This window comes from Muricoccus harenae (assembly GCF_009848505.1).
Classification (GTDB): domain Bacteria; phylum Pseudomonadota; class Alphaproteobacteria; order Acetobacterales; family Acetobacteraceae; genus Roseomonas; species Roseomonas harenae.
In genome coordinates this window covers 71,695-89,806 of sequence record NZ_WWDL01000020.1, presented here as the reverse complement: position 1 = coordinate 89,806, position 18,112 = coordinate 71,695, and the positions used below count along the sequence as shown (strand labels likewise).

The window sequence follows — 18,112 nt, the reverse complement described above, 5'->3', positions numbered from 1 at the left end:
TGCACCGGGATTCTGCCGGCCATGGCCATTGTGCGCGAAACCGCGCCAAGGGGCTGCCGGGGGGTGGTGCCCATGTTTCGTAATGCCGGCGGGAGCGCACGCGGCCGCCGCCCGGCACATCTCCGTTCTCGCCTGCCCGGCCGCCGGGTTGAAGTGCCCTCGGAGAAGGGGGGCGGCAGCCATGCTGCCCAGGGGATCACCAGATGGGGGTCACTGGATCCGGATGCCGGCGTCTCGGATCACGCCGGCCCATTTGTTCAGCTCGCCATCCAGGAAGGTGGAGAGGCCTGCCGGGGTGAGCTGTTCCGTATCCGCGCCAAGGGCGGTGAGCCGCTCCGCCACCGTTGGCTCCCGCACGGCTTCGGCCACGGCTGCGTTCAGCGCCTGCACGATCGGCTCGGGCGTGCCGGCGGGGGCATAGACGCCGTGCCATTCCAGGCATTCCAGCCCCGGCAACGTGTCGATCGCGGCCGCCACACCGGGCAGGGCCTGCACCGGCGCGCGGCCGAGATGCGCGATCACCCGCAACCCGCCCTCGCCATGGCGCGGAATGGCCGAGGTGGCGGTCATGACCATCAGCGCGATGCGCCCGGCGGACAGGTCGTTCAGGGCGGCCGGAAGGTCCCGGTAGGGCACATGGCCGATGCGGAGCCCGGCGAGATGGTTCAGCAACTCGAGCGAAAGATGCTGCGCGGAGCCCGTGCCGGTGCTGGCGCAATCCATCTCGCCCGGCTTCGCCTTGCCCAGGGCGATCAGCTCGGCGAGGTTCTTGGCCGGGCAGGACGGCCCGGCGACGATCACGTTGGGCACGGTGATGATCCGCGCCACCGGGGCGAAGTCCTTGCGCGTATCATAGGACAGGCGCGGCATCAGCGAGGGATTGATGGAGAAGCCGCTGGCGTCATCCAGCAGCGTGTATCCGTCGGGCGCCGAGCGGGCGACCGCGGCCGCTCCGAGCGTGCCGCCGGCGCCGCCCCGGTTCTCGATCACGAAGCTCTGGCCCAGCCGCTTGCCAGCTTCCGTGAAGACCAGCCGCGCCACTGTGTCCACGGCGCCGCCGGCGCCATAGGCCACGATGACCCGCACCGGCCGGTCAGGATAGGTGCTCGCCGCCCGCGCCGCCATCGGGAGCGAAAGCGCCGCCGTTCCGGCCAGTATGGCGCGGCGCGTAAGCCCTGGCCCGTTGTTCAGTTCCGACATTCGTTCGCTCCCGTATAGGCCGCCGACAGCGGCCCTTCAGTGTTCCTGCGCCGCCATGCCCAGCCGCCTGGCCAGGTCGAGGACGGCCTGGGCGCTGGCGATGAAGGGGGCGTCCACCATCTGCCCGTCCACGACGAAGGCCCCGGTGCCACGCCCGATCTGCTCACGCGCCGCGTCCAGCACCTTGCGGGCGCGGGCAATCTCAGCCGGGGAGGGGGCGAAGACCGTGTTCATGATCGCCACCTGGCTGGGGTGGATGCAGGACTTGCCGGCATAACCGAGCCGGCGCGCGGCCTCCGCTTCGGCGCGGCACCGCTCGGGCGATGCGACGGCCGCCAGCGAACCGTCGAAGCAGGGGATCCCCGCCTCCGCCGCGGCGAAGCGCACCTGCAGCCGCACATGGTCCAGCGCCGGCTCGCAATCCCGGGCGATGGCCGCTGGTTCGAACAGGTCGCCATAGCCGATCTGCAATCCCGAGAGGCGGGGATGGGCGGTGGCGATCTCAGCCGCGCGGCGGAGGCCGAGGGGGGTTTCAATATTCGCCAGCAGCCCGATGGGGTGGGTGAGCCCGGCCTTCCGCTCCGCCTGCTCCAGGGCGGCGACGGCGGCGCGGATATCCTCGGCCGATTCCGCCATGGGGAGGTTCACCACATCGAGCCCCGGGCCAGTGATGGTTTGCAGGTCCGGTTCGAAGAGTGGCGTGGCGAGCCCGTTCACCCGCACGATCATGATCTTGCTGCGGCCTGCGCCCGCCTCCCGGGGGGGCAGGCCGCGCAGGAAGCCGGCCACCGCCTCGCGCGCCTCGGCTTTCCGGTCCTTGGTGACGGCGTCCTCCAGGTCGAGCGACAGGGCGTCGGCTGCGGAGCTCAGGGCCTTGGCGAAGAGCTCCGGCCGGCTTCCCGGCACGAAGAGCTTGGAGCGCATCAGGGCGAGGGACGTCGTTTCCATCCAGGAGGCCTAGAACAGGGTTTGTGATTTGTCTACAATCCTCCCATCCAAGGGGAAGGACGAGCATGAGCTGCTACACCATCGAGCGCGGCGACCCGGCGCGGCGCCAGCGCGTGGCCGGCTGGCTGGATGGGTTGGATCAGGTTTCCCCGGAGACACGCGAGGCCATCATCACGGCCTGGGTCACGACCTGGACCTCCAGCCCCTTCGAGACGCTGGAGGACATGCCCTATTCGCTCCACGCCCCGTCCTACCGGTTGATGGATCATGTGAACGAGGTGACCCGCGCCGGGCTCGATCTGGCGAAGCGGGCGGCGCGCGACTGGGGCCGCACCACCGAGCCGGATGTTCTGGTGCCGATCCTGATCCTGCATGACATCGACAAGCCGTTGCTGATGGTGCGCGAGCGCGAGGTCGTGCGCGGCTCCACCCTTTCGAAGGAACTGCCGCATGGCGTGCCGGGGGCGATGCTGCTGAGGGAGTTGGGCTTCGGGCACCGAATCGTCAGCACGGTCGCGACACATGCCACCAATGCGCCCTTCCATGGCTCCACCACCGAAGCCTGGCTGCTGCACTATGCCGACCTGTTCGCAACGGACCACGCGTTGATGAGCACGGGCGGCAAGCCCTTCTACCAGCGCCACTGGGCCTGAGACCACTTCCGTGCAGGCAGCCGGGTCCGTGACCGATCCCCTGCCGAAGCCGCTTCCCTATCACCTGGCGGAGCGGATCCGGCACGCCATCGTGACCGGCCGCCACCCGCCGGGTGCGCCGCTGCGCGAGCAGGCGCTGGAAGCGGAATACGGCTGTTCCCGCGGGCCGGTACGGGAGGCCCTGCGCCTGCTGGACCAGCGGGGCCTCGTGACCCATGCACCCCGGCATGGATTCCGGGTGCGTATTCTGGCCGTGGAGGAAATCCGCCAGATCTACGTTCTGCGCGCCCTGCTCGAAAAGCACGCCACGGAAGGGCTAGAAGGCCGCGTCACGCCCGCCCTCCTGGACATGCTGCGCGATGCCAATGCGCGGATGAAACGGCACCGCGCCGCCGGCGAGATCGATGGTTATCTGCAGGCTAATCTCGCCTTCCACGCGCTGATGCGGGCCGCCGCGCCGAATCCGGCGCTGGAACGAAGCCTCGACGTGGTCAATGAAATGGCCGAGCCGCTGCGCCATGCCCTGCTGCAGCGCAGGTTGGGCCGCAGCAGCGCCGCCGAGCAGCATGACGCAATCATTGCACTGCTGGCGGAAGACCGCGTCGCGGATGCGGCGGCGGCAATGCATGCGCATGTGTTGCATGGCCTGTCCGCCGCGCTGGCCACGGGAAGCGGCGAGCAGGGCTGAAGATCGCGCCGAGGGCGGAACCTTCCGGCGCAGTTCGCACCAGGGCTGGATGATGCGTTACCGAGCGGATGCACTCTCCATGCAGACGAGCGGGCATCTCTTCGGTAAGAGATTTTCCCGGTAAAGGGCCTTCACAGGGAGAGGCGGCGAACGGGATCGGCTTCATGAGAAGAGCCGCCGGCGCGCAGGGAGAACACGATGGGCACTGCGAATCTTTTCCACTCGGACGGTGTCCTGGACCTGAACCCGACCAGCAAGTCGGGCCTGCTCGACACTTTGTCGGCTGAGGCCGCCAAGCGGCTGGGCCAGCCGGAACTGGAGGTTCGTGCCGCCATCGAGGCCCGCGAGCAGCTCGGCTCCACAGCTCTCGGCCGCGGGATCGCTCTTCCCCATGCACGGATCGATGGCATCAACGCCCCGGTCGCCCTGCTCGCGCGCCTGCGCCGCGCGATCGAGTTCGAGGCCAAGGATGGCGAGCCGGTCGATCTCGTCTTCTTCGTGGTCTGGCCCACCGAGTCACCGGAAGGCTTCCTCCCGGCCTTGTCGAACATCTGCCGGGTGCTGCGCGAGCCGCAGGCGCCGCGCTCGCTCCGCCAGGCGAAATCGCCGGAGGAGGCGCTGGACGTGTTGCGGCAGGCTGGGCTGATCGGCTCCACCGGTGCGCCGGGGACGGCTTGATGAGGCTGGAAGCGCTGCGCGGCCGGCCTGGACCCCACCCCATCTGCGCCTCTGCCTTCCGACCAGCGCCCGCCAGGCCTAGCCGCCGAGGGGTGCGCTTTCCGACCCGGTCCGGTCCTCCCGTCGGCCGGAGCCCTGCCGCGATTCGACCGGGATCGCCCTGCCGCCGCCCTGCTGGCCGGATCGAAAAAGGGACGTGATGCTGGACGACCTTCTCCTGGCCGCCATCGGCATTCCCTTCGCCGGCGCGGTCGCTGCCGGGCTGCTGCCCACCAAGGCCCGCAACGCAGCAGTCTGGCTTGCCAGCGGCGTTACCCTGGCCTGCTTTCTCCTGCTCTGGGTGTTCTATCAGACCGTCTCCGGCGGTGGCGTGCTGCGGCACGAACTGGCCTGGATGCCGAGCCTCGGCCTCAACTTCGTGGTGCGGCTGGATGGCTTCGCCTGGGCCTTTGCGGCGCTGGTGAGCGGCATCGGGTTCCTCGTGGTGCTCTACGCCCGCTACTACATGTCCTCGGAAGATCCGGTTCCGCGCTTCTTCGCCTTCCTTCTCGCCTTCATGGGTTCCATGACCGGGCTCGTCCTGTCGGGCAACCTGATCCAGCTTGCCTTCTTCTGGGAGCTGACGAGCCTCTTCTCCTTCCTGCTGATCGGCTACTGGCACCACACGGGTGCCGCGCGCGAAGGCGCGCGCATGGCGCTGACCATCACTGCCACGGGCGGGCTGGCGCTCTTCGCCGGCATGCTGCTGCTCGGCCATATCGTTGGCAGCTACGACCTCGACGTCGTCCTGGCCTCGGGTGACCGCATCCGCGAGCACGCCCTTTATCTGCCGGCGCTGATCCTCGTCCTGCTCGGCTGCCTGACCAAGAGCGCGCAGTTCCCGTTCCATTTCTGGTTGCCGCATGCCATGGCGGCGCCCACGCCGGTATCCGCCTATCTGCACTCCGCCACGCTGGTGAAGGCAGGCATCTTCCTGATGGCACGGCTCTGGCCGGTGATGGCGGGAACGGATGCCTGGTTCTGGATCGTCGGAACGGCAGGGCTGATCACCCTGATCCTGGGTGCCTATGTCGCCATCTTCCAGCATGACCTGAAGGGGCTGCTCGCCTATTCGACCATCAGCCATCTCGGGCTGATCACGCTGCTTCTGGGGCTGAACAGCGACCTCGCCCTGGTGGCGGCCATCTTCCACACGCTGAACCACGCGACCTTCAAGGCCTCGCTCTTCATGGCCGCAGGCATCATCGACCATGAGACAGGGACGCGCGACATCAGGCGGTTGAGCGGGCTGAATCGCTCAATGCCATTCACCGCGCGGCTGGCCGTCGTCGCCGCGGCCGCCATGGCCGGCGTGCCGCTGCTCAACGGCTTCCTGTCCAAGGAGATGTTCTTCGCCGAGGCGCTGGATGCCTCGGTGCCGCTGCCGTCCATGCATATCCTGCTGCCCGCCGCCGCGATGCTGGCGAGCGCCTTCAGCGTCGCCTATTCGCTGCGCTTCATCCACGGCGCATTCTTCGGCCCGGACCCGACCGACCTGCCGCGCAAGCCGCATGAGCCGCCGGGCTTCATGCGCTTCCCGGTGGAGATCCTCGTTCTCATCTGCATCATGGTGGGCCTGCTGCCGGCCGCGACGATCGGGCCCTATCTGGACATGGCCGTGCGTGCCGTGCTCGGCGGGGCCACGCCGGCCTATAGCCTGGCGATCTGGCACGGGATCAACCAGCCGCTGCTGTTGAGCCTGATGGCCCTGGCCGTCGGGGTCGCGATCTACCTGGCGCTGCAGAAACACCTGCTGGCGGGGATCGAAGGGCCGCCGCTGCTGCGCGACCTGAAGGGCCAGCGCATCTTCGAGCGCACGATGGTCTTCGTCTCCTGGCGCCTCGCCCGCACGCTGGAGCGCCTGCTGGGCACGCGCCGGCTTCAGTCGCAGCTTCGGCTGCTCGTCGGCGTGTCCCTGGTGGCGGCGATCTGCCCGCTCATCCTGCGCGGAATCGGGCCGTCCCTGCCCAAGCCGACGGCGGTCGACATTCCGCTTCTCCTGGCCTGGGCCGTGGGCATCACCTGCGCCATCGGTGCGGCCTGGCAGGCGAAGTTTCACCGGCTGGCCTCGCTCATTCTCCTCGGTGGGGCCGGGCTGGTCACCTGCATCACATTCGTCTGGTTCTCCTCCCCGGACCTCGCCCTGACCCAGTTGCTGGTCGAGGTGGTGACGACCGTTCTCCTCCTGCTCGGTCTGCGCTGGCTGCCGAAGAGGCTGGTGGATGCAAGGCTGGATGCAGGTGGGCCCGGTATCGCGCCGCGGGTGCGGCGCCTGCGCGACCTCATTCTCGCCGTCGGCGCCGGATGTGGGCTCTCGGCCCTCGCCTATGCCGTGATGATGCGGCCCTTCCCCGACAGCATCTCTCGCCACTTCCTCGAACGCGCTTATTCCGAGGGTGGCGGCACCAATGTGGTGAACGTCATCCTGGTGGATTTCCGCGGCTTCGACACGATGGGCGAGATCACTGTCGTCGCGGCGGTGGCGCTCACCGTCTATGCGCTGCTGCGCCGCTTCCGCCCCGCCCGCGACAGCGTCGAGGTGCCGGAGCAGCAGCGCGACCAGAGCAGCTTCGACGACGCGCAGCCGAACCGCCAGGTCGGGGACACCGTCGCCGATTGGCTGCTGGTGCCCGGCACGATCATGCGGCTGCTCTTTCCGGTCATCGGTGTGGTCGCGGTCTATCTGCTGCTGCGCGGGCATGACCTGCCTGGCGGTGGATTCGTGGCCGGGTTGACCATGTCGGTCGCGATCATCCTGCAGTACATGGCTGGCGGGGCGCGCTGGGTTGAGGATCACCTGCGGATCCACCCGCTGCGCTGGATGGGGGTCGGCCTGCTTCTTTCCGGGGGAACGGGCGCGGCGGCCTGGGCCTTCGGGCAGCCCTTCCTCACCTCCTATTTCGCCTATACGGAGCTACCCGTGCTCGGCTCCGTCCCGACGGCGAGCGCCCTGCTCTTCGATCTCGGCGTCTTCGCCCTGGTCTTCGGCGCGACGGTGCTGATCCTGATTGCGCTCGCGCATCAATCCGTCCGCAGCCACCGCGCCGCACCGCCCCCATCCCCGGGGCGGGCCATGGGCCTGGCGGGAGAAGACTGATGGAGATCCTCATTGCCCTCGCCGTCGGCGTTCTCGGTGGCTCCGGCGTCTGGCTGTTGCTGCGGCCCCGGACCTTCCAGGTGATTGTCGGCCTGTCGCTGCTCTCCTATGCCGTGAACCTCTTCATCTTCAGCATGGGGCGGCTGCGGACGGGCGCGGCGCCGATCCTGGAGAAGGGCGGGACGGGCAGCCTCGCGGTCTTCGACGACCCGCTGCCGCAGGCCCTGGTCCTCACTGCGATCGTCATCGGCTTCGCGACCACCGCGCTCTTCCTCGTGGTGATGCTGGCCTCGCGGGGCCTGACCGGCACCGACCATGTGGACGGGCGGGAGCGTGACCGATGAGCGCCGCCCTGAATCACGCCATGAGCCATCTGGCCATCCTGCCCATCGTGCTGCCGCTGACGGTTGGCGCCCTCATGGTCATGCTTGGCGAGCACAGGCGCAGCCTGAAGGCCGCGCTCGGCTTCGCCTCGGCGGCCGCGATGGTCGTCCTGGCCCTCATGCTGCTCCATCTGGCCGATGGTGCGGGCGGCGCACCGGCCATCGTGTACCGGCTCGGAAACTGGCCCGCGACCTTCGGCATCGTGCTGGTGGTGGATCGCCTCGCGGCGCTGATGCTGCTGCTGACCTCCATCCTGGGGCTCGCCGCGCTGACCTTTTCCCTCGCGCGCTGGCACCAGATGGGCTCGCATTTCCATGCGCTGGTGCAGTTCCAGCTGATGGGGTTGAGCGGCGCCTTCCTGACCGGCGACCTGTTCAACCTGTTCGTCTTCTTCGAGGTGCTGCTGGCCGCATCCTACGGGCTGGCGCTGCACGGCTCAGGGCCTGCACGGGTGCGCGCGGGGCTGCACTACATCGCCATCAACCTCGCCGCCTCGCTGCTTTTCCTGATCGGGGCCAGCCTGATCTACGGCGTGGCCGGCACGCTGAACATGGCCGATCTGGCGGCGCGCATCCCGGCCATCGAAGGCCATAACCGGATGCTGCTGGAGGTGGGCGCCGCCATCCTCGGCACGGTCTTCCTGGTAAAGGCAGGGATGTGGCCGCTCGGCTTCTGGCTGCCGACGACCTATGCCGCCGCCAGCCCCCCGGCCGCGGCGCTCCTCTCCATCCTGAGCAAGGTGGGCCTCTATGCCGTGCTGCGCCTGTGGCTGCTGCTGTTCGGCGGGGAAGCAGGTGAATCGGCCGGCTTCGGCGGCACATGGCTGCTGGTGGGTGGCATCCTGACGATCAGCTTCGGCACGATTGCCGTGTTGGCCACCCAGGACATGGCGCGGCTGGCGGGGGCGAGCGTGCTCGTCTCCTCCGGCACGGTGCTGGCGGCTGTCGGCACCGGGCAGGTGGGGGTCACGGGCGGGGCGCTGCTGTACATGGTCAGTTCCGTGCTCGCGATCGGGGCCTTCTTCCTCGTCATCGACCTTGCCGAACGGAACCGGGAAGTCGGCGCCGATGTGCTGGCCGTCTCGCTGGAAGCCTTTGGCGAGGGGGACGAGGAGGAGCCGACGGAGGGCGAGGAGATCGGCATCGCCATCCCCGGCACCCTGGCTATCCTCGGCATCAGCTTCATGGCCTGCGCGCTACTGCTGGCCGGGCTGCCCCCGCTCTCCGGCTTCCTGGCGAAGTTCGCCATCCTTTCGCCGATGCTCGGCGTGTCCGAGGTAGGAAAGGCGGTGCCGACCCTTGCCTGGGTGCTCACCGTCGTCCTCATCCTGTCCGGCCTGGCGACTCTGGTCGCGATGACGCGGACAGGCATCAACATCTTCTGGGTGGTGCCCGAAGGAAGGCCGCCGCGGGTGCGCGTGATTGAGTTCGCGCCCGTCGCGCTGCTGCTGACCCTGTGCCTGGGACTGACGGTGCTGGCGGGCCCCGCGATGCGCTACATGGAAGCCACGGCCCAGGGGCTGCACCAGCCGGCGGGCTATGTCCGCGGCGTCCTGCCGGGGCTGCGGGCGGGCGGGGGAGGCGGCTCATGAGGCGGCTGCTGCCCTATCCGGTGATCTGGGCTTGCCTGCTGCTCCTGTGGGTGCTGCTGAACGAGAGCCTGTCGCCGGGCAGCCTTCTCCTGGGTGCGCTAGTGGCGCTGTTTGCCTGCTGGGGCTTGGCGTTGCTCCGGCCGCCGGCATCCCGGCTGCGGCAGCCGGCGGTCGCCATGCGGCTTCTCGGCATGGTACTGGCCGATATCTTCCGCTCCAACATCGCCGTGGCCCGCATCATCCTCAGCCCGCAGCAGCACGGCCGGAGAGCGGGCTTCGTGAGCATCTCGCTGGAGCTTCGCGACCCGAACGGGCTGGCGGTGCTGGCCTGCATCCTGACCGCCGCGCCGGGAACGGCCTGGGTAGACTTCGATTCGGCGGAGGGAACCCTGCTGCTCCACATCCTCGACCTGGTGGATAAGGAAAGCTGGATCGGCATCGTCAAGAACCGCTACGAGCGGCCGCTCATGGAGATCTTCCAATGACTGCGCTCCTGCCCGCCGCCATCCTCGTGGCGCAGCTGATGCTGGGGCTGGCCATGGCCTGCGCAACCTTCCGCGTGCTCCGCGGGCCGCGCGCGCAGGACCGGGTGCTCGGGCTCGACACACTCTATGTCAATGGCATGCTGCTGATGCTGACCTTCGGCATGCGCTTCGGCAGCACGCATTACTTCGAGGCGGCGCTGGTCATCGGCCTGCTCGGCTTCGTCAGCACGACAGCGCTGGCGAAGTTCCTGATGCGCGGCGAGGTGATCGAATGACGCCGCTGGAGCAACTGCCGATCTGGGCGGCGCTGCCGGCCGCGTTGCTCGTGGTGGTGGGCGCAGCCATGGCGTTGATCGGCTCCGTGGGGCTGTTGCGGCTGCGCAGCTTCTACGAGCGTGTCCATGCGCCGACACTGGCGACGAGCATGGGTATGGCCTGCGTTCTGCTGGCCTCGATGATCGTCTTTTCGGTCTTGCAGACGCGCTTGGTGCTCCACGAGCTCCTGATCGCCTTCTTCATGATCGTCACCACCCCGGTCACCCTGATGTTGCTGGCGCGTGCGGCGCTATACCGGGACCGCACCGAGGAAAGTGACCAGGTACCGCTGCTTTCCACGCCATCGGGCAGCCCTGAAGCCGAAATGGCTGCGCCAGACGGTGCGGAGGCCGTGGAAGAGCGCTGATCGGGCCGCGAGAGGCGCCGCGGCTTCAACCGCATTTCGTTCGGGCCTGGCGCAGCCGGCTCGCCGCGCTTGGCGTCGAGACGGTGATCGAGTTTCCCTGACCGCGGCCGGTGCGGCTCAGCCGGCCACCCGCCCCAGGGCGTCAAGCAAGGGACGCGAGGCGCGATACAGCGGAACATGGCCGCGGAGCAGGATCTGCGTGCTGCGTCGATAGGCCGCGCTACGGATGGCGAGTTGGCCGCCCTCGTCCCGGACAACGACGGTGGCGTCCAGGATGCCGGCCGGGTTCTCGATGCCGACCTCGATCTCGGCGAAGGATGAGCCAGGGCTGGCGAGCCCCTGCGCCACGCGATGCGCGACCGTGCCCGGGATCAGCGCCGCCGCCGCCAGGCAGCATCCTCCGGATACGGCCATGGAGGCGTGTCCGGTCTGCGGCGTGAAGTAGCGGACGCCGATGTTGCCGCCCGCTTGCGGCGGGCCGACGATGCAGACCTTGGGAATGGTCTCGCTCCGCTCCAGCTCCGCCACCGTCATCGGCTGCCCGTCCCGGCGTTTCAGCCCCATTCGCAGGCCTGCCGCGACCCAGACCTGGCGCAGCGCATCCATGAAGCTTCGGTCCGCTTCCAATTCGCGCACCGGCTCATGTGCTGTTTTCCCGAAGGCCGCGGCCTCGGCGATGACCATCGGCACGGCGACATCCACGCAGGAGACACGGTACCCGGCCACCTGGTCCTCGGCCGCGCCCGTTGGCAGCAACTGTCCGGTCTTGGCGCCGACGGGATCGTGCAGGAAGAGGTCCGCGCTCGGGAATGCGCCGTCCACCCCCGGAATCTCGGCCATGGCAAAGCCGCCCCCAGGCTCACAGATCATCCGCGCTGTGGTGACGACGCCGGTATTGGTGTTGCGGATGCCGATGTCGCAATTCCCCGCTTGCGGCGGCTGCACAAGGCCGGTGTCGAGCGCCCAGAGGGGAAGCGCGGCCGACATGTTGCCGCAGTTGACACTCCAATCCACCTCGCCATGCTCGCCGGCCAGCTGGGCCAATGTGCTGACGAGGCGTGCGGTATCCCCGGAGCCTTCCATATCGGCCAGGAACACCTTGTTGCTGGTGGCCGGGCCGCGGCCCAGGCCCGTGATCTGCCGGTTTCCTGGCCCGCGCCCGGTGAGCGGGACACCCATCAGGTGGCGCAACAGCTCCTCGCGGAGCGTCACGTCATCGGGGAGGAAGCGCTCCCACAGGACGAGCCCGGTGGATGTGCCGCCGCGCATGTGGTGCACCGGGAATTCCAGGTAGCCAGTGCGCAGGCGGGGCCGGAACTCGGGGAACTCGGGAAGCATCGGGGCTGTCATCGGGGTTCCTTGCTGCCGACGCGGTCCCCGATTCATACGGCAGCCCGGCAGGCTCCGCGAGGCACTGAGCGCCACCGCTCAAGGCAAGGGGGCCGTGACGCCGCAGCGCCGGACGCCAGGGCGGCCAGCAGGCATCGTGCGCGGCCTGCCCTGACAGCGAGGCAGGCTATCCCGCTCAAGGTGCGGCGGGCACGTCCCGGCCCAGGCGGAAGCCGTCAAGACTGAACTCGGCCACGCGGAACCAGGGATTGGAGCTTTCCAGAAAGCGCTTCCAGGGATCGTAGAGCGTCCGGAAATCCTCGGCGCGCGGCGATCTCCTCGGAGGTTTCGAAGGAGGCCTGTGGTCCGCCTCCAGCACCGGGCGGGGAAGATGCGGAGCTGGCTGCCGCCGGCGACCACCCGGCGCAGCGCATCCAGGTTGCGGGCATCGTAACGCGCCAGCATCAGCAACATCTGCTCATTCGCGGCCATTTCGAATGCCGTCTCGAAAAGCGCCGGCGGGGTTTCCCAGGCGGCGAGGTTCACCGGCGCCGTGATGCCGGCGCTGCCTTTCCACCAGCCAGGGATCAGGGGGAAGCTTTCGCCTCTCCCCCGGCCTCCGCAGCGCCATGCCCAAGGCTGCGGCGGCGCAGGACGCGTAGCGCCACCGCAGCGGCGCTCTCCACATGGTCGCGGCAGGCCTTCCAGGCGGCATCCGGATCGCGCCGCTCGATGGCCTCCACCACAAGCCGAATCTCGGTCACCGTCTGCGGCAGGCGCTCGGGATCGGAGAGGGATGTCGCGCGGAGCTGGGCATTGCGGTTGAGGAGCTGGTCAAGCATGCGCGCGACATAGGCGTTGCGGCAGCCCGCCAGCAGCACGTCGTAGAAGCGGCGCTTCAGGGCCAGCAGCGCCTCCCGGTCCGTATCCGGGCCGGCGGCCGCCAGCTCCTCATAGATGCGGCGAAGCATGCCCCGCTCCTCCGGCGTGGCGCGCTCGGCAAAGCCGGCACCCGCCAGCGCTTCCAGGACACCGCGCACCTCATAGACCTGCGCGGCCTCCTCCGGAGAGAGGAAGGCGACGAAGGGCCCCCGGTTCGGCACGACCACGACCAGACCTTCGGCCTCCAGCAACCGCACCGCCTCGCGCACGACGCTGCGGCTCGCACCGAAGAGTTCGGTCAGAAGGCGGTCCGGAAGATGTTCGCCGGGCAGGAAGCGCCCGCGCATAATCGCGGCGCGCAGGCCATCCTCGACTTGGCGGCGCACCGGCCGCGGCAGGACCCGCAGGCCTTCGTCCTTGTCCATGCCATCCATCAGCCCCTCCCGATCAGGCACTGAGCCAGAGCACCCGCCATGCTGAACGCTTGGCGGGAGTTGTTTGGCCCGAGCCTAGCACGGAAGCCGCTCTCCAGCGAAAATGCCAGATTGACAGACAATATGCCACTCTCGATGATCCTCAGGCCAACGGAGGAGAACGGTCATGGCCGAGAGCGAGATGTTCCAGAAGGGACTCGAGGTGCGTCGTAAGGTGCTCGGCGCCGAATATGTCGATGGCGGCATCGCCAAGGCCGACGACTTCATGATGGCCTTCCAGCGCATCACCACCGAATGGTGCTGGGGCTATGCCTGGACCCGACCGGGCCTCGATCATCGCACGCGCAGCATGCTGAACCTCGCCATGCTCACCGCGCTGGGCAAGACACCCGAGATCAAGCTCCATGTGAAGGGCGCCCTCGCCAACGGCCTGACCGTGGATGAGATCAAGGAGATTCTGCTTCACGCCACCGTCTATTGCGGAATCCCGGCCGGGCTCGACGCCTTCAAGGCCGCGCATGAGGTGCTGGTGAAGGAAGGTGCGCTGACCGGGGAGCCCGCAACTCCCTCGGGAGACTAGCCGCGGCCACCACGCCACGGCGGGCGGGCGGGCACGGCGCGCCTGTCCGCCCTGGCCCGCCTAAGCCGGACTGAAGGAAGAAGAAGAGGAAACGATGATGCGGAGAAGAACCGTACTTGCCGGCGCGGCCGGGCTGATCGCGGCCGGAGCGGCCCAGGCCCAGGCCACCAGCTTTCCGGATCGTGCGGTCACGATGATCGTTCCCTTCCCGCCCGGCGGCGCCACGGATCAGGTCGGGCGGCCGCTTGCTGCCGCGCTGCAGCAGCTGTGGAAGCAGCCCGTCGTCATCCAGAACCGCGGCGGCGCCGGTGGCGGCATCGGCATGCTCGCCACGGCGAATTCCAAGCCGGATGGCTATACGGTCATGCTCGGCCATCCGAGCATCTCCAGCATTCCCGCGGCGGATCGCCTGTTCGGCCGGCCCGTCACCGTGGAACGCGCGATGTTCAAGCCATTGGCGCTGCTCGCCGCCGATCCGCTGATCCTTGTCGCCAAGGGTGACGCCCGCTGGAACAGCCTGGAAGACCTGTTCGCGGCGGCCAAGGCGAAGCCGGGCGGCATCACCTACGCCTCCTCCGGTGCCTATGGTCCGCTGCACCTGCCGATCGAGATGCTGGCGCAGGCCGGCGGCGTGCAGCTCCAGCACATTCCCTTCGCTGGTGGCGGCCCTGCCATCACCGCCGTGCTCGGCGGCCATGTCGACATCACGGTGGGCTCTCCCGCGGTGGTTGCGCCGCAGGTCCAGAACGGCTCGCTGAAGGCCCTGGCCTGCACTGGCGCCCGGCGCGTGGCGCTGATGCCGGAAGTTCCCACCGCCATGGAGCTCGGCCATCGCGCAGTTGAGTTCTACCTCTGGGTCGGCTCCTTCGCTCCCCGTGGAACACCGCCCGAGACGTTGCAGGTGCTGCGGCGCGGCATCGGGGAGGTCGCGCGCAACCCGCAGTTCCTCGCGCAGATGCAGTCCATCGGCCTGCCGCTTGATTACCGCGATGGTCCTGAATTTGGTGCCTTCCTGGATCAGGATGCGGTCCGCATCGAAGCCGCCGTGCAGCGGATCGGGCGCGTCGAGTGAGCATCGTGCCGAAGCCTGCCAAGTTGGAAGCGATGTCGACACGCTTCATCGGAAAGTCTCTGCCCCGCACTGAGGACGCACGTCTGCTGCGCGGGCGCGGCCGCTACACCGCCGACCTCGCCCCGGCCGATGCCTGCCGGATGTACGTCGTCCGCTCGCCGCATGCCTCAGCCCTCATCGGGAGCATGGACATCGCCGCCGCCGCTGCCTGCCCTGGCGTGCGGCTGGTGATCGGCCCCGATGATGCGGAGATCGCCGGCTTCGGCAGCTTCACCTCCCGCGTGCGGCGCACGGCACCGGATGGGCGGCCGAACTTCGTCCCCGACTACCGCGCCCTGTCCGTGGGCAGGGCTCGCTTCGTGGGCGATGTGGTCGCGGCCATCTTCGCCGACACGATGGACCAGGCAAAGGACGCGGCCGACGCACTGCAGATCGAATGGTCCCCCCTGCCGGCGATCACGGAAACCCGGCGGGCCGCTGATCCCGGCATGCCCCGCGTCTGGGACGAGGTGCCCGACAACGTCTCCTTCCTCTATGACGCGGGGAAGCCCGCGGAGGTGGAGGCGGCGCTCGCCGCAGCGCCGCATGTCGTCACCTTCTCCTATCCGGTGAACCGCGTCCTCGCGGCTCCGATGGAGACGCGCACCGCGCTCGCCACCTACGATCCTTCGGCCGAAAGCTACACGCTTTGGGCGGGGCTCCAGAATCCGCATTTCATCCGCGAGGAACTGGCCGGCAAGGTGCTGGGCATCGACGGCAACCGGCTGCGCGTGGTCGCGCCCGATACCGGCGGGGCCTTCGGGCTGAAGGAATCGCCCTTCCCGGAGCATGTCCTTGCCCTTGTCGGCGCGCGGCGGATCGGGCGCCCCGTTCTCTGGGTCTGCGAGCGGACCGAAAGCTTCATCGCCGACCATCACGCGCGGGACCATTATTCCACGGTCACGCTCGGCCTCGACCATGACGGTAATTTCCTGGCGCTCCGTATCGAATCCCTGTCCAATCTCGGCGCCTACCTGTCCTTCAACGGCGTGCATACCGCGACCAACAATCTTGGAGGCCTGTCCGGCCTGTACCGCACGCCGCTGATCCATGCGCGCATCCGCGGCGTCTTCACCAACACGCCACCCACCTCGCCTTATCGTGGCGCAGGAAGGCCGGAGGCGACCTACGCCATCGAGCGTGCCATCGACCTCGCCGCGCGCCGCTTCGGCTTCGACCGCGTGGAGCTGCGCCGCCGCAACATGATCGCGCCCAACCAGATGCCGTATAAGACCGGCTTCGTGTTCACCTACGATTCCGGCGAGTTCGAGCGCAACATGGACGATGCGCTCCGGCTGATGGACTGGGACGGTTTTCCCGCCCGGCGCGAAGCCGCCAGGGCGCGCGGACGGCTGGCCGGGATCGGCCTGGCCAATGCCATCGAAATCGCCAACGGGCCGATCACCGGCCCCTTCACGGAAAGCGCCGAGATCCGCTTCGACGCGACCGGCAGCGCGACCGTTCTCCTGGGCGTCCACTCCCAGGGCCAGGGCCATGAGATCACCTTTGCCCAGATCGCCGCGGAGCTGCTCGGGCTGCGGGTGGAAGAGGTGAAGGTGCGCTATGGCGACACCGACCAGATCGAGCACGGCACGGGCAGCTTCGGCTCCCGTTCGGTCGTCGCCGGCGGCACCGCGCTCACCCGCGTGGCCCAGGCGATCATCGAGCGCGGCCGGGTGATCGCCGCGGCGCAGTTGGAAGCGGACGAGGCCGATATCGAGTTCGACGGGCAGCATTTCGGCGTCGCCGGCACGGATCGCAGGCTTTCCACGCGGGAGGTGGCGCGGCTCTCCTACCAGCTTGAGCCAGACCGGATCGGTGGGCGGCTGGGCCTGGCGGAGAAGCGCATTGTCGCGCCCTCCGCTCCCACCTTCCCCAATGGCTGCCATGTCTGCGAGGTCGAGATCGATCCCGAGACCGGCCGTTGCGACATTACCGGCTATTGCGTGGTGGATGATGTCGGCCGCGTCATCAATCCGCGGCTCGTGAAGGGCCAGATCCATGGCGGCGTCGCGCAGGGCATCGGCCAGATCCTGCTGGAGGACATCCGTTACGATGAGGCCGGGCAGCTGATGTCGGGCTCCTTCATGGACTACGCCATGCCGCGTGCCTCCGATCTGCCGAGCCTGATCTGCAAGAGCAACGAAGTCCCCACGCCGACCAACCCGATCGGCGCGAAGGGAGCCGGGGAGGCCGGCACGGTTGGCGCGCTGGCCGCCGTGATCAACGCCATCAGCGATGCGCTGGCGCCGCTAGGGATCGAGCATGTCGACATGCCAGCGACGCCCGACCGGATCTGGCGGACGATCCAGGCGGCACGCGTGGGGAGTTAGAGCAAGCCCAGTCCGTTCGTCGCTCTCCCGTACATAATACAATTGTCATAGCAAAAATGCTTATGTTAACGTAGCGTCAACCGGGAAGAAGACCCGGGAGGGAGGCGCGTGTGCGGCACCTGGTAGTAGTCTGGGCTGGCCTTGACCGGGTGACGCGATGAAGCGCTTGCTCCAGATATCGGACACGCATCTCAGCCCGTCCAAGGCGCATTTTGCGGCGAACTGGCGACCCCTCGCAAGTTGGGTCGAGGCGCAGCAGCCCGATCTGATCATCCATACGGGTGACGTGACCGTCGATGGCGCCGATGTGGAGGAGGACATGCGGTTCTGTGCCGCACGCCTCGCCGAGCTTCCCGCCCCGGTCCTGGCTGTTCCCGGCAACCACGATGTCGGCGAGCCAGGGCATCCGCATCAGCCGGTGAATCGCGCGCGCATCGAACGCTGGCGCCGCCATTTCGGCCGCGACTGGTGGAGCCAGGATATCGAGGACTGGCGCCTGATCGGCCTGGATTCGATGCTGTTCGGTTCCGGCATTGAGGAAGAGGCGGAGCAGCAGCTCTGGCTGCAGCGCGAGGCCGCCGAGGCCGATGGCCGCAGGCTCGCCATCTTCACCCACCGCCCCTTCATGATCGAGCATGCGGATGAGCCGGACACCGGCTACTGGTCGGTGAAGCCGGACCCCCGCCGGGCCTTGCTCGACCTCTTCGACCGCCATGACGTCGCCCTCGTCGCGACCGGCCATCTCCACCGCTCCCACGACACGGTCACCGGCGGCCGCCGCTACATTTGGGGTGGCTCCTCGGGCTTCCTGGTCGGAACGGCACTTGCCCCACCGATGCCGGGCGAAGCCCTGCTCGGCGCGGTGATCTATCGCTTCGAGGGCCGGGAGGTGACGGTGGAACGGGCCGAGGTGCCAGGGTTGGCCACCTACTGGATCGACGACGTCGTGCACGAAGTCTACCCACCCCACCCGACGGCCGTGACATAGCGGGCGGCCG

General features: G+C 68.5%; 17 protein-coding genes. 13 read left to right on the top strand and 4 right to left on the bottom strand.

What is annotated here, in order from left to right:
* Nucleotides 1-210: 210 nt before the first annotated feature.
* Together GSE44_RS15295 and GSE44_RS15290 are read right to left on the bottom strand one after the other, a co-directional pair.
* Nucleotides 211-1,200 carry a Bug family tripartite tricarboxylate transporter substrate binding protein gene (locus tag GSE44_RS15295; RefSeq protein ID WP_159349695.1) on the bottom strand — a complete coding sequence of 330 codons (990 nt, stop codon included), beginning with the start codon at nucleotides 1,198-1,200 and terminating at the stop codon, nucleotides 211-213.
* 36 nt (nucleotides 1,201-1,236) lie between these two features.
* Complete coding sequence (locus GSE44_RS15290; protein ID WP_201306086.1) at nucleotides 1,237-2,148, bottom strand: HpcH/HpaI aldolase/citrate lyase family protein; 912 nt, start codon at nucleotides 2,146-2,148, stop codon at nucleotides 1,237-1,239.
* A 65-nt stretch (nucleotides 2,149-2,213) separates the two neighbouring features.
* On the opposite strand from GSE44_RS15290, the gene GSE44_RS15285 reads away from it, so the two are divergent.
* The 9 genes from GSE44_RS15285 (at nucleotide 2,214) to mnhG (ending at nucleotide 10,445) form a co-directional block, all read left to right on the top strand.
* Complete coding sequence (locus GSE44_RS15285) at nucleotides 2,214-2,801, top strand: HD domain-containing protein (protein WP_159349694.1); 588 nt, start codon at nucleotides 2,214-2,216, stop codon at nucleotides 2,799-2,801.
* Nucleotides 2,802-2,829: 28 nt separating this feature from the next.
* Nucleotides 2,830-3,489 carry a GntR family transcriptional regulator gene (locus GSE44_RS15280; RefSeq protein ID WP_159349693.1) on the top strand — a complete coding sequence of 220 codons (660 nt, stop codon included), beginning with the start codon at nucleotides 2,830-2,832 and terminating at the stop codon, nucleotides 3,487-3,489.
* Nucleotides 3,490-3,687: 198 nt separating this feature from the next.
* Nucleotides 3,688-4,167: a PTS sugar transporter subunit IIA gene (locus GSE44_RS15275; protein ID WP_159349692.1), complete on the top strand. Its 480-nt coding sequence runs from the start codon at nucleotides 3,688-3,690 to the stop codon at nucleotides 4,165-4,167.
* A 199-nt stretch (nucleotides 4,168-4,366) separates the two neighbouring features.
* The gene (locus tag GSE44_RS15270; protein WP_159349691.1) at nucleotides 4,367-7,303 is read left to right on the top strand and encodes a monovalent cation/H+ antiporter subunit A; all 2,937 of its coding nucleotides are present in this window, start codon (nucleotides 4,367-4,369) and stop codon (nucleotides 7,301-7,303) included.
* Nucleotides 7,303-7,647, top strand: a complete 345-nt coding sequence (locus GSE44_RS15265; RefSeq protein WP_159349690.1) for a Na+/H+ antiporter subunit C — start codon at nucleotides 7,303-7,305, stop codon at nucleotides 7,645-7,647. The genes GSE44_RS15270 and GSE44_RS15265 overlap by 1 nt, the downstream gene beginning before the upstream one ends.
* Nucleotides 7,644-9,278 carry a monovalent cation/H+ antiporter subunit D gene (locus GSE44_RS15260; RefSeq protein WP_235924847.1) on the top strand — a complete coding sequence of 545 codons (1,635 nt, stop codon included), beginning with the start codon at nucleotides 7,644-7,646 and terminating at the stop codon, nucleotides 9,276-9,278. Before GSE44_RS15265 ends, GSE44_RS15260 begins: the two co-directional genes overlap by 4 nt.
* Nucleotides 9,275-9,763 carry a Na+/H+ antiporter subunit E gene (locus GSE44_RS15255; protein ID WP_159349689.1) on the top strand — a complete coding sequence of 163 codons (489 nt, stop codon included), beginning with the start codon at nucleotides 9,275-9,277 and terminating at the stop codon, nucleotides 9,761-9,763. Before GSE44_RS15260 ends, GSE44_RS15255 begins: the two co-directional genes overlap by 4 nt.
* Complete coding sequence (locus tag GSE44_RS15250; protein ID WP_159349688.1) at nucleotides 9,760-10,038, top strand: K+/H+ antiporter subunit F; 279 nt, start codon at nucleotides 9,760-9,762, stop codon at nucleotides 10,036-10,038. The genes GSE44_RS15255 and GSE44_RS15250 overlap by 4 nt, the downstream gene beginning before the upstream one ends.
* On the top strand, nucleotides 10,035-10,445 hold the full coding sequence (gene mnhG / locus GSE44_RS15245) for a monovalent cation/H(+) antiporter subunit G (RefSeq protein ID WP_159349687.1): 411 nt from the start codon (nucleotides 10,035-10,037) through the stop codon (nucleotides 10,443-10,445). The genes GSE44_RS15250 and mnhG overlap by 4 nt, the downstream gene beginning before the upstream one ends.
* A gap of 117 nt (nucleotides 10,446-10,562) precedes the next feature.
* On the opposite strand, the gene GSE44_RS15240 is transcribed toward mnhG, so the two are convergent.
* A complete protein-coding gene (locus tag GSE44_RS15240; protein ID WP_201306085.1) occupies nucleotides 10,563-11,795 on the bottom strand; it encodes a PrpF domain-containing protein in 1,233 nt (410 codons plus the stop codon).
* Nucleotides 11,796-12,361: 566 nt separating this feature from the next.
* Nucleotides 12,362-13,090, bottom strand: coding sequence for a GntR family transcriptional regulator (locus GSE44_RS15235; RefSeq protein ID WP_235924846.1), 729 nt, complete (start codon nucleotides 13,088-13,090; stop codon nucleotides 12,362-12,364).
* Nucleotides 13,091-13,256: 166 nt separating this feature from the next.
* On the opposite strand from GSE44_RS15235, the gene GSE44_RS15230 reads away from it, so the two are divergent.
* From GSE44_RS15230 to GSE44_RS15215, 4 genes are all read left to right on the top strand, one after another.
* Nucleotides 13,257-13,670, top strand: a complete 414-nt coding sequence (locus GSE44_RS15230; RefSeq protein ID WP_159349686.1) for a carboxymuconolactone decarboxylase family protein — start codon at nucleotides 13,257-13,259, stop codon at nucleotides 13,668-13,670.
* A 97-nt stretch (nucleotides 13,671-13,767) separates the two neighbouring features.
* Nucleotides 13,768-14,742 (top strand): tripartite tricarboxylate transporter substrate binding protein, encoded by a 975-nt coding sequence (locus tag GSE44_RS15225; RefSeq protein WP_159349685.1) that lies wholly within the window; start codon nucleotides 13,768-13,770, stop codon nucleotides 14,740-14,742.
* Between the two features lie 32 nt (nucleotides 14,743-14,774).
* Nucleotides 14,775-17,114, top strand: a complete 2,340-nt coding sequence (locus GSE44_RS15220; protein ID WP_159349684.1) for a xanthine dehydrogenase family protein molybdopterin-binding subunit — start codon at nucleotides 14,775-14,777, stop codon at nucleotides 17,112-17,114.
* A gap of 166 nt (nucleotides 17,115-17,280) precedes the next feature.
* Entirely contained in the window at nucleotides 17,281-18,102 is an 822-nt protein-coding gene (locus GSE44_RS15215; protein WP_201306084.1) for a metallophosphoesterase family protein, read from the top strand.
* The last annotated feature ends 10 nt before the right edge of the window (nucleotides 18,103-18,112 follow it).

What these genes read in the sequence shown, in the direction of transcription:
- GSE44_RS15295 (WP_159349695.1), bottom strand. Translation starts at nt 1,200, where the DNA reads ATGTCGGAACTGAACAACGGGCCAGGGCTTACGCGCCGCGCCATACTG.
- GSE44_RS15290 (WP_201306086.1), bottom strand. Translation starts at nt 2,148, where the DNA reads ATGGAAACGACGTCCCTCGCCCTGATGCGCTCCAAGCTCTTCGTGCCG.
- GSE44_RS15285 (WP_159349694.1), top strand. Translation starts at nt 2,214, where the DNA reads ATGAGCTGCTACACCATCGAGCGCGGCGACCCGGCGCGGCGCCAGCGC.
- GSE44_RS15275 (WP_159349692.1), top strand. Translation starts at nt 3,688, where the DNA reads ATGGGCACTGCGAATCTTTTCCACTCGGACGGTGTCCTGGACCTGAAC.
- GSE44_RS15270 (WP_159349691.1), top strand. Translation starts at nt 4,367, where the DNA reads ATGCTGGACGACCTTCTCCTGGCCGCCATCGGCATTCCCTTCGCCGGC.
- GSE44_RS15265 (WP_159349690.1), top strand. Translation starts at nt 7,303, where the DNA reads ATGGAGATCCTCATTGCCCTCGCCGTCGGCGTTCTCGGTGGCTCCGGC.
- GSE44_RS15260 (WP_235924847.1), top strand. Translation starts at nt 7,644, where the DNA reads ATGAGCGCCGCCCTGAATCACGCCATGAGCCATCTGGCCATCCTGCCC.
- GSE44_RS15255 (WP_159349689.1), top strand. Translation starts at nt 9,275, where the DNA reads ATGAGGCGGCTGCTGCCCTATCCGGTGATCTGGGCTTGCCTGCTGCTC.
- GSE44_RS15250 (WP_159349688.1), top strand. Translation starts at nt 9,760, where the DNA reads ATGACTGCGCTCCTGCCCGCCGCCATCCTCGTGGCGCAGCTGATGCTG.
- mnhG (WP_159349687.1), top strand. Translation starts at nt 10,035, where the DNA reads ATGACGCCGCTGGAGCAACTGCCGATCTGGGCGGCGCTGCCGGCCGCG.
- GSE44_RS15240 (WP_201306085.1), bottom strand. Translation starts at nt 11,795, where the DNA reads ATGACAGCCCCGATGCTTCCCGAGTTCCCCGAGTTCCGGCCCCGCCTG.
- GSE44_RS15235 (WP_235924846.1), bottom strand. Translation starts at nt 13,090, where the DNA reads ATGGATGGCATGGACAAGGACGAAGGCCTGCGGGTCCTGCCGCGGCCG.
- GSE44_RS15230 (WP_159349686.1), top strand. Translation starts at nt 13,257, where the DNA reads ATGGCCGAGAGCGAGATGTTCCAGAAGGGACTCGAGGTGCGTCGTAAG.
- GSE44_RS15225 (WP_159349685.1), top strand. Translation starts at nt 13,768, where the DNA reads ATGCGGAGAAGAACCGTACTTGCCGGCGCGGCCGGGCTGATCGCGGCC.
- GSE44_RS15220 (WP_159349684.1), top strand. Translation starts at nt 14,775, where the DNA reads ATGTCGACACGCTTCATCGGAAAGTCTCTGCCCCGCACTGAGGACGCA.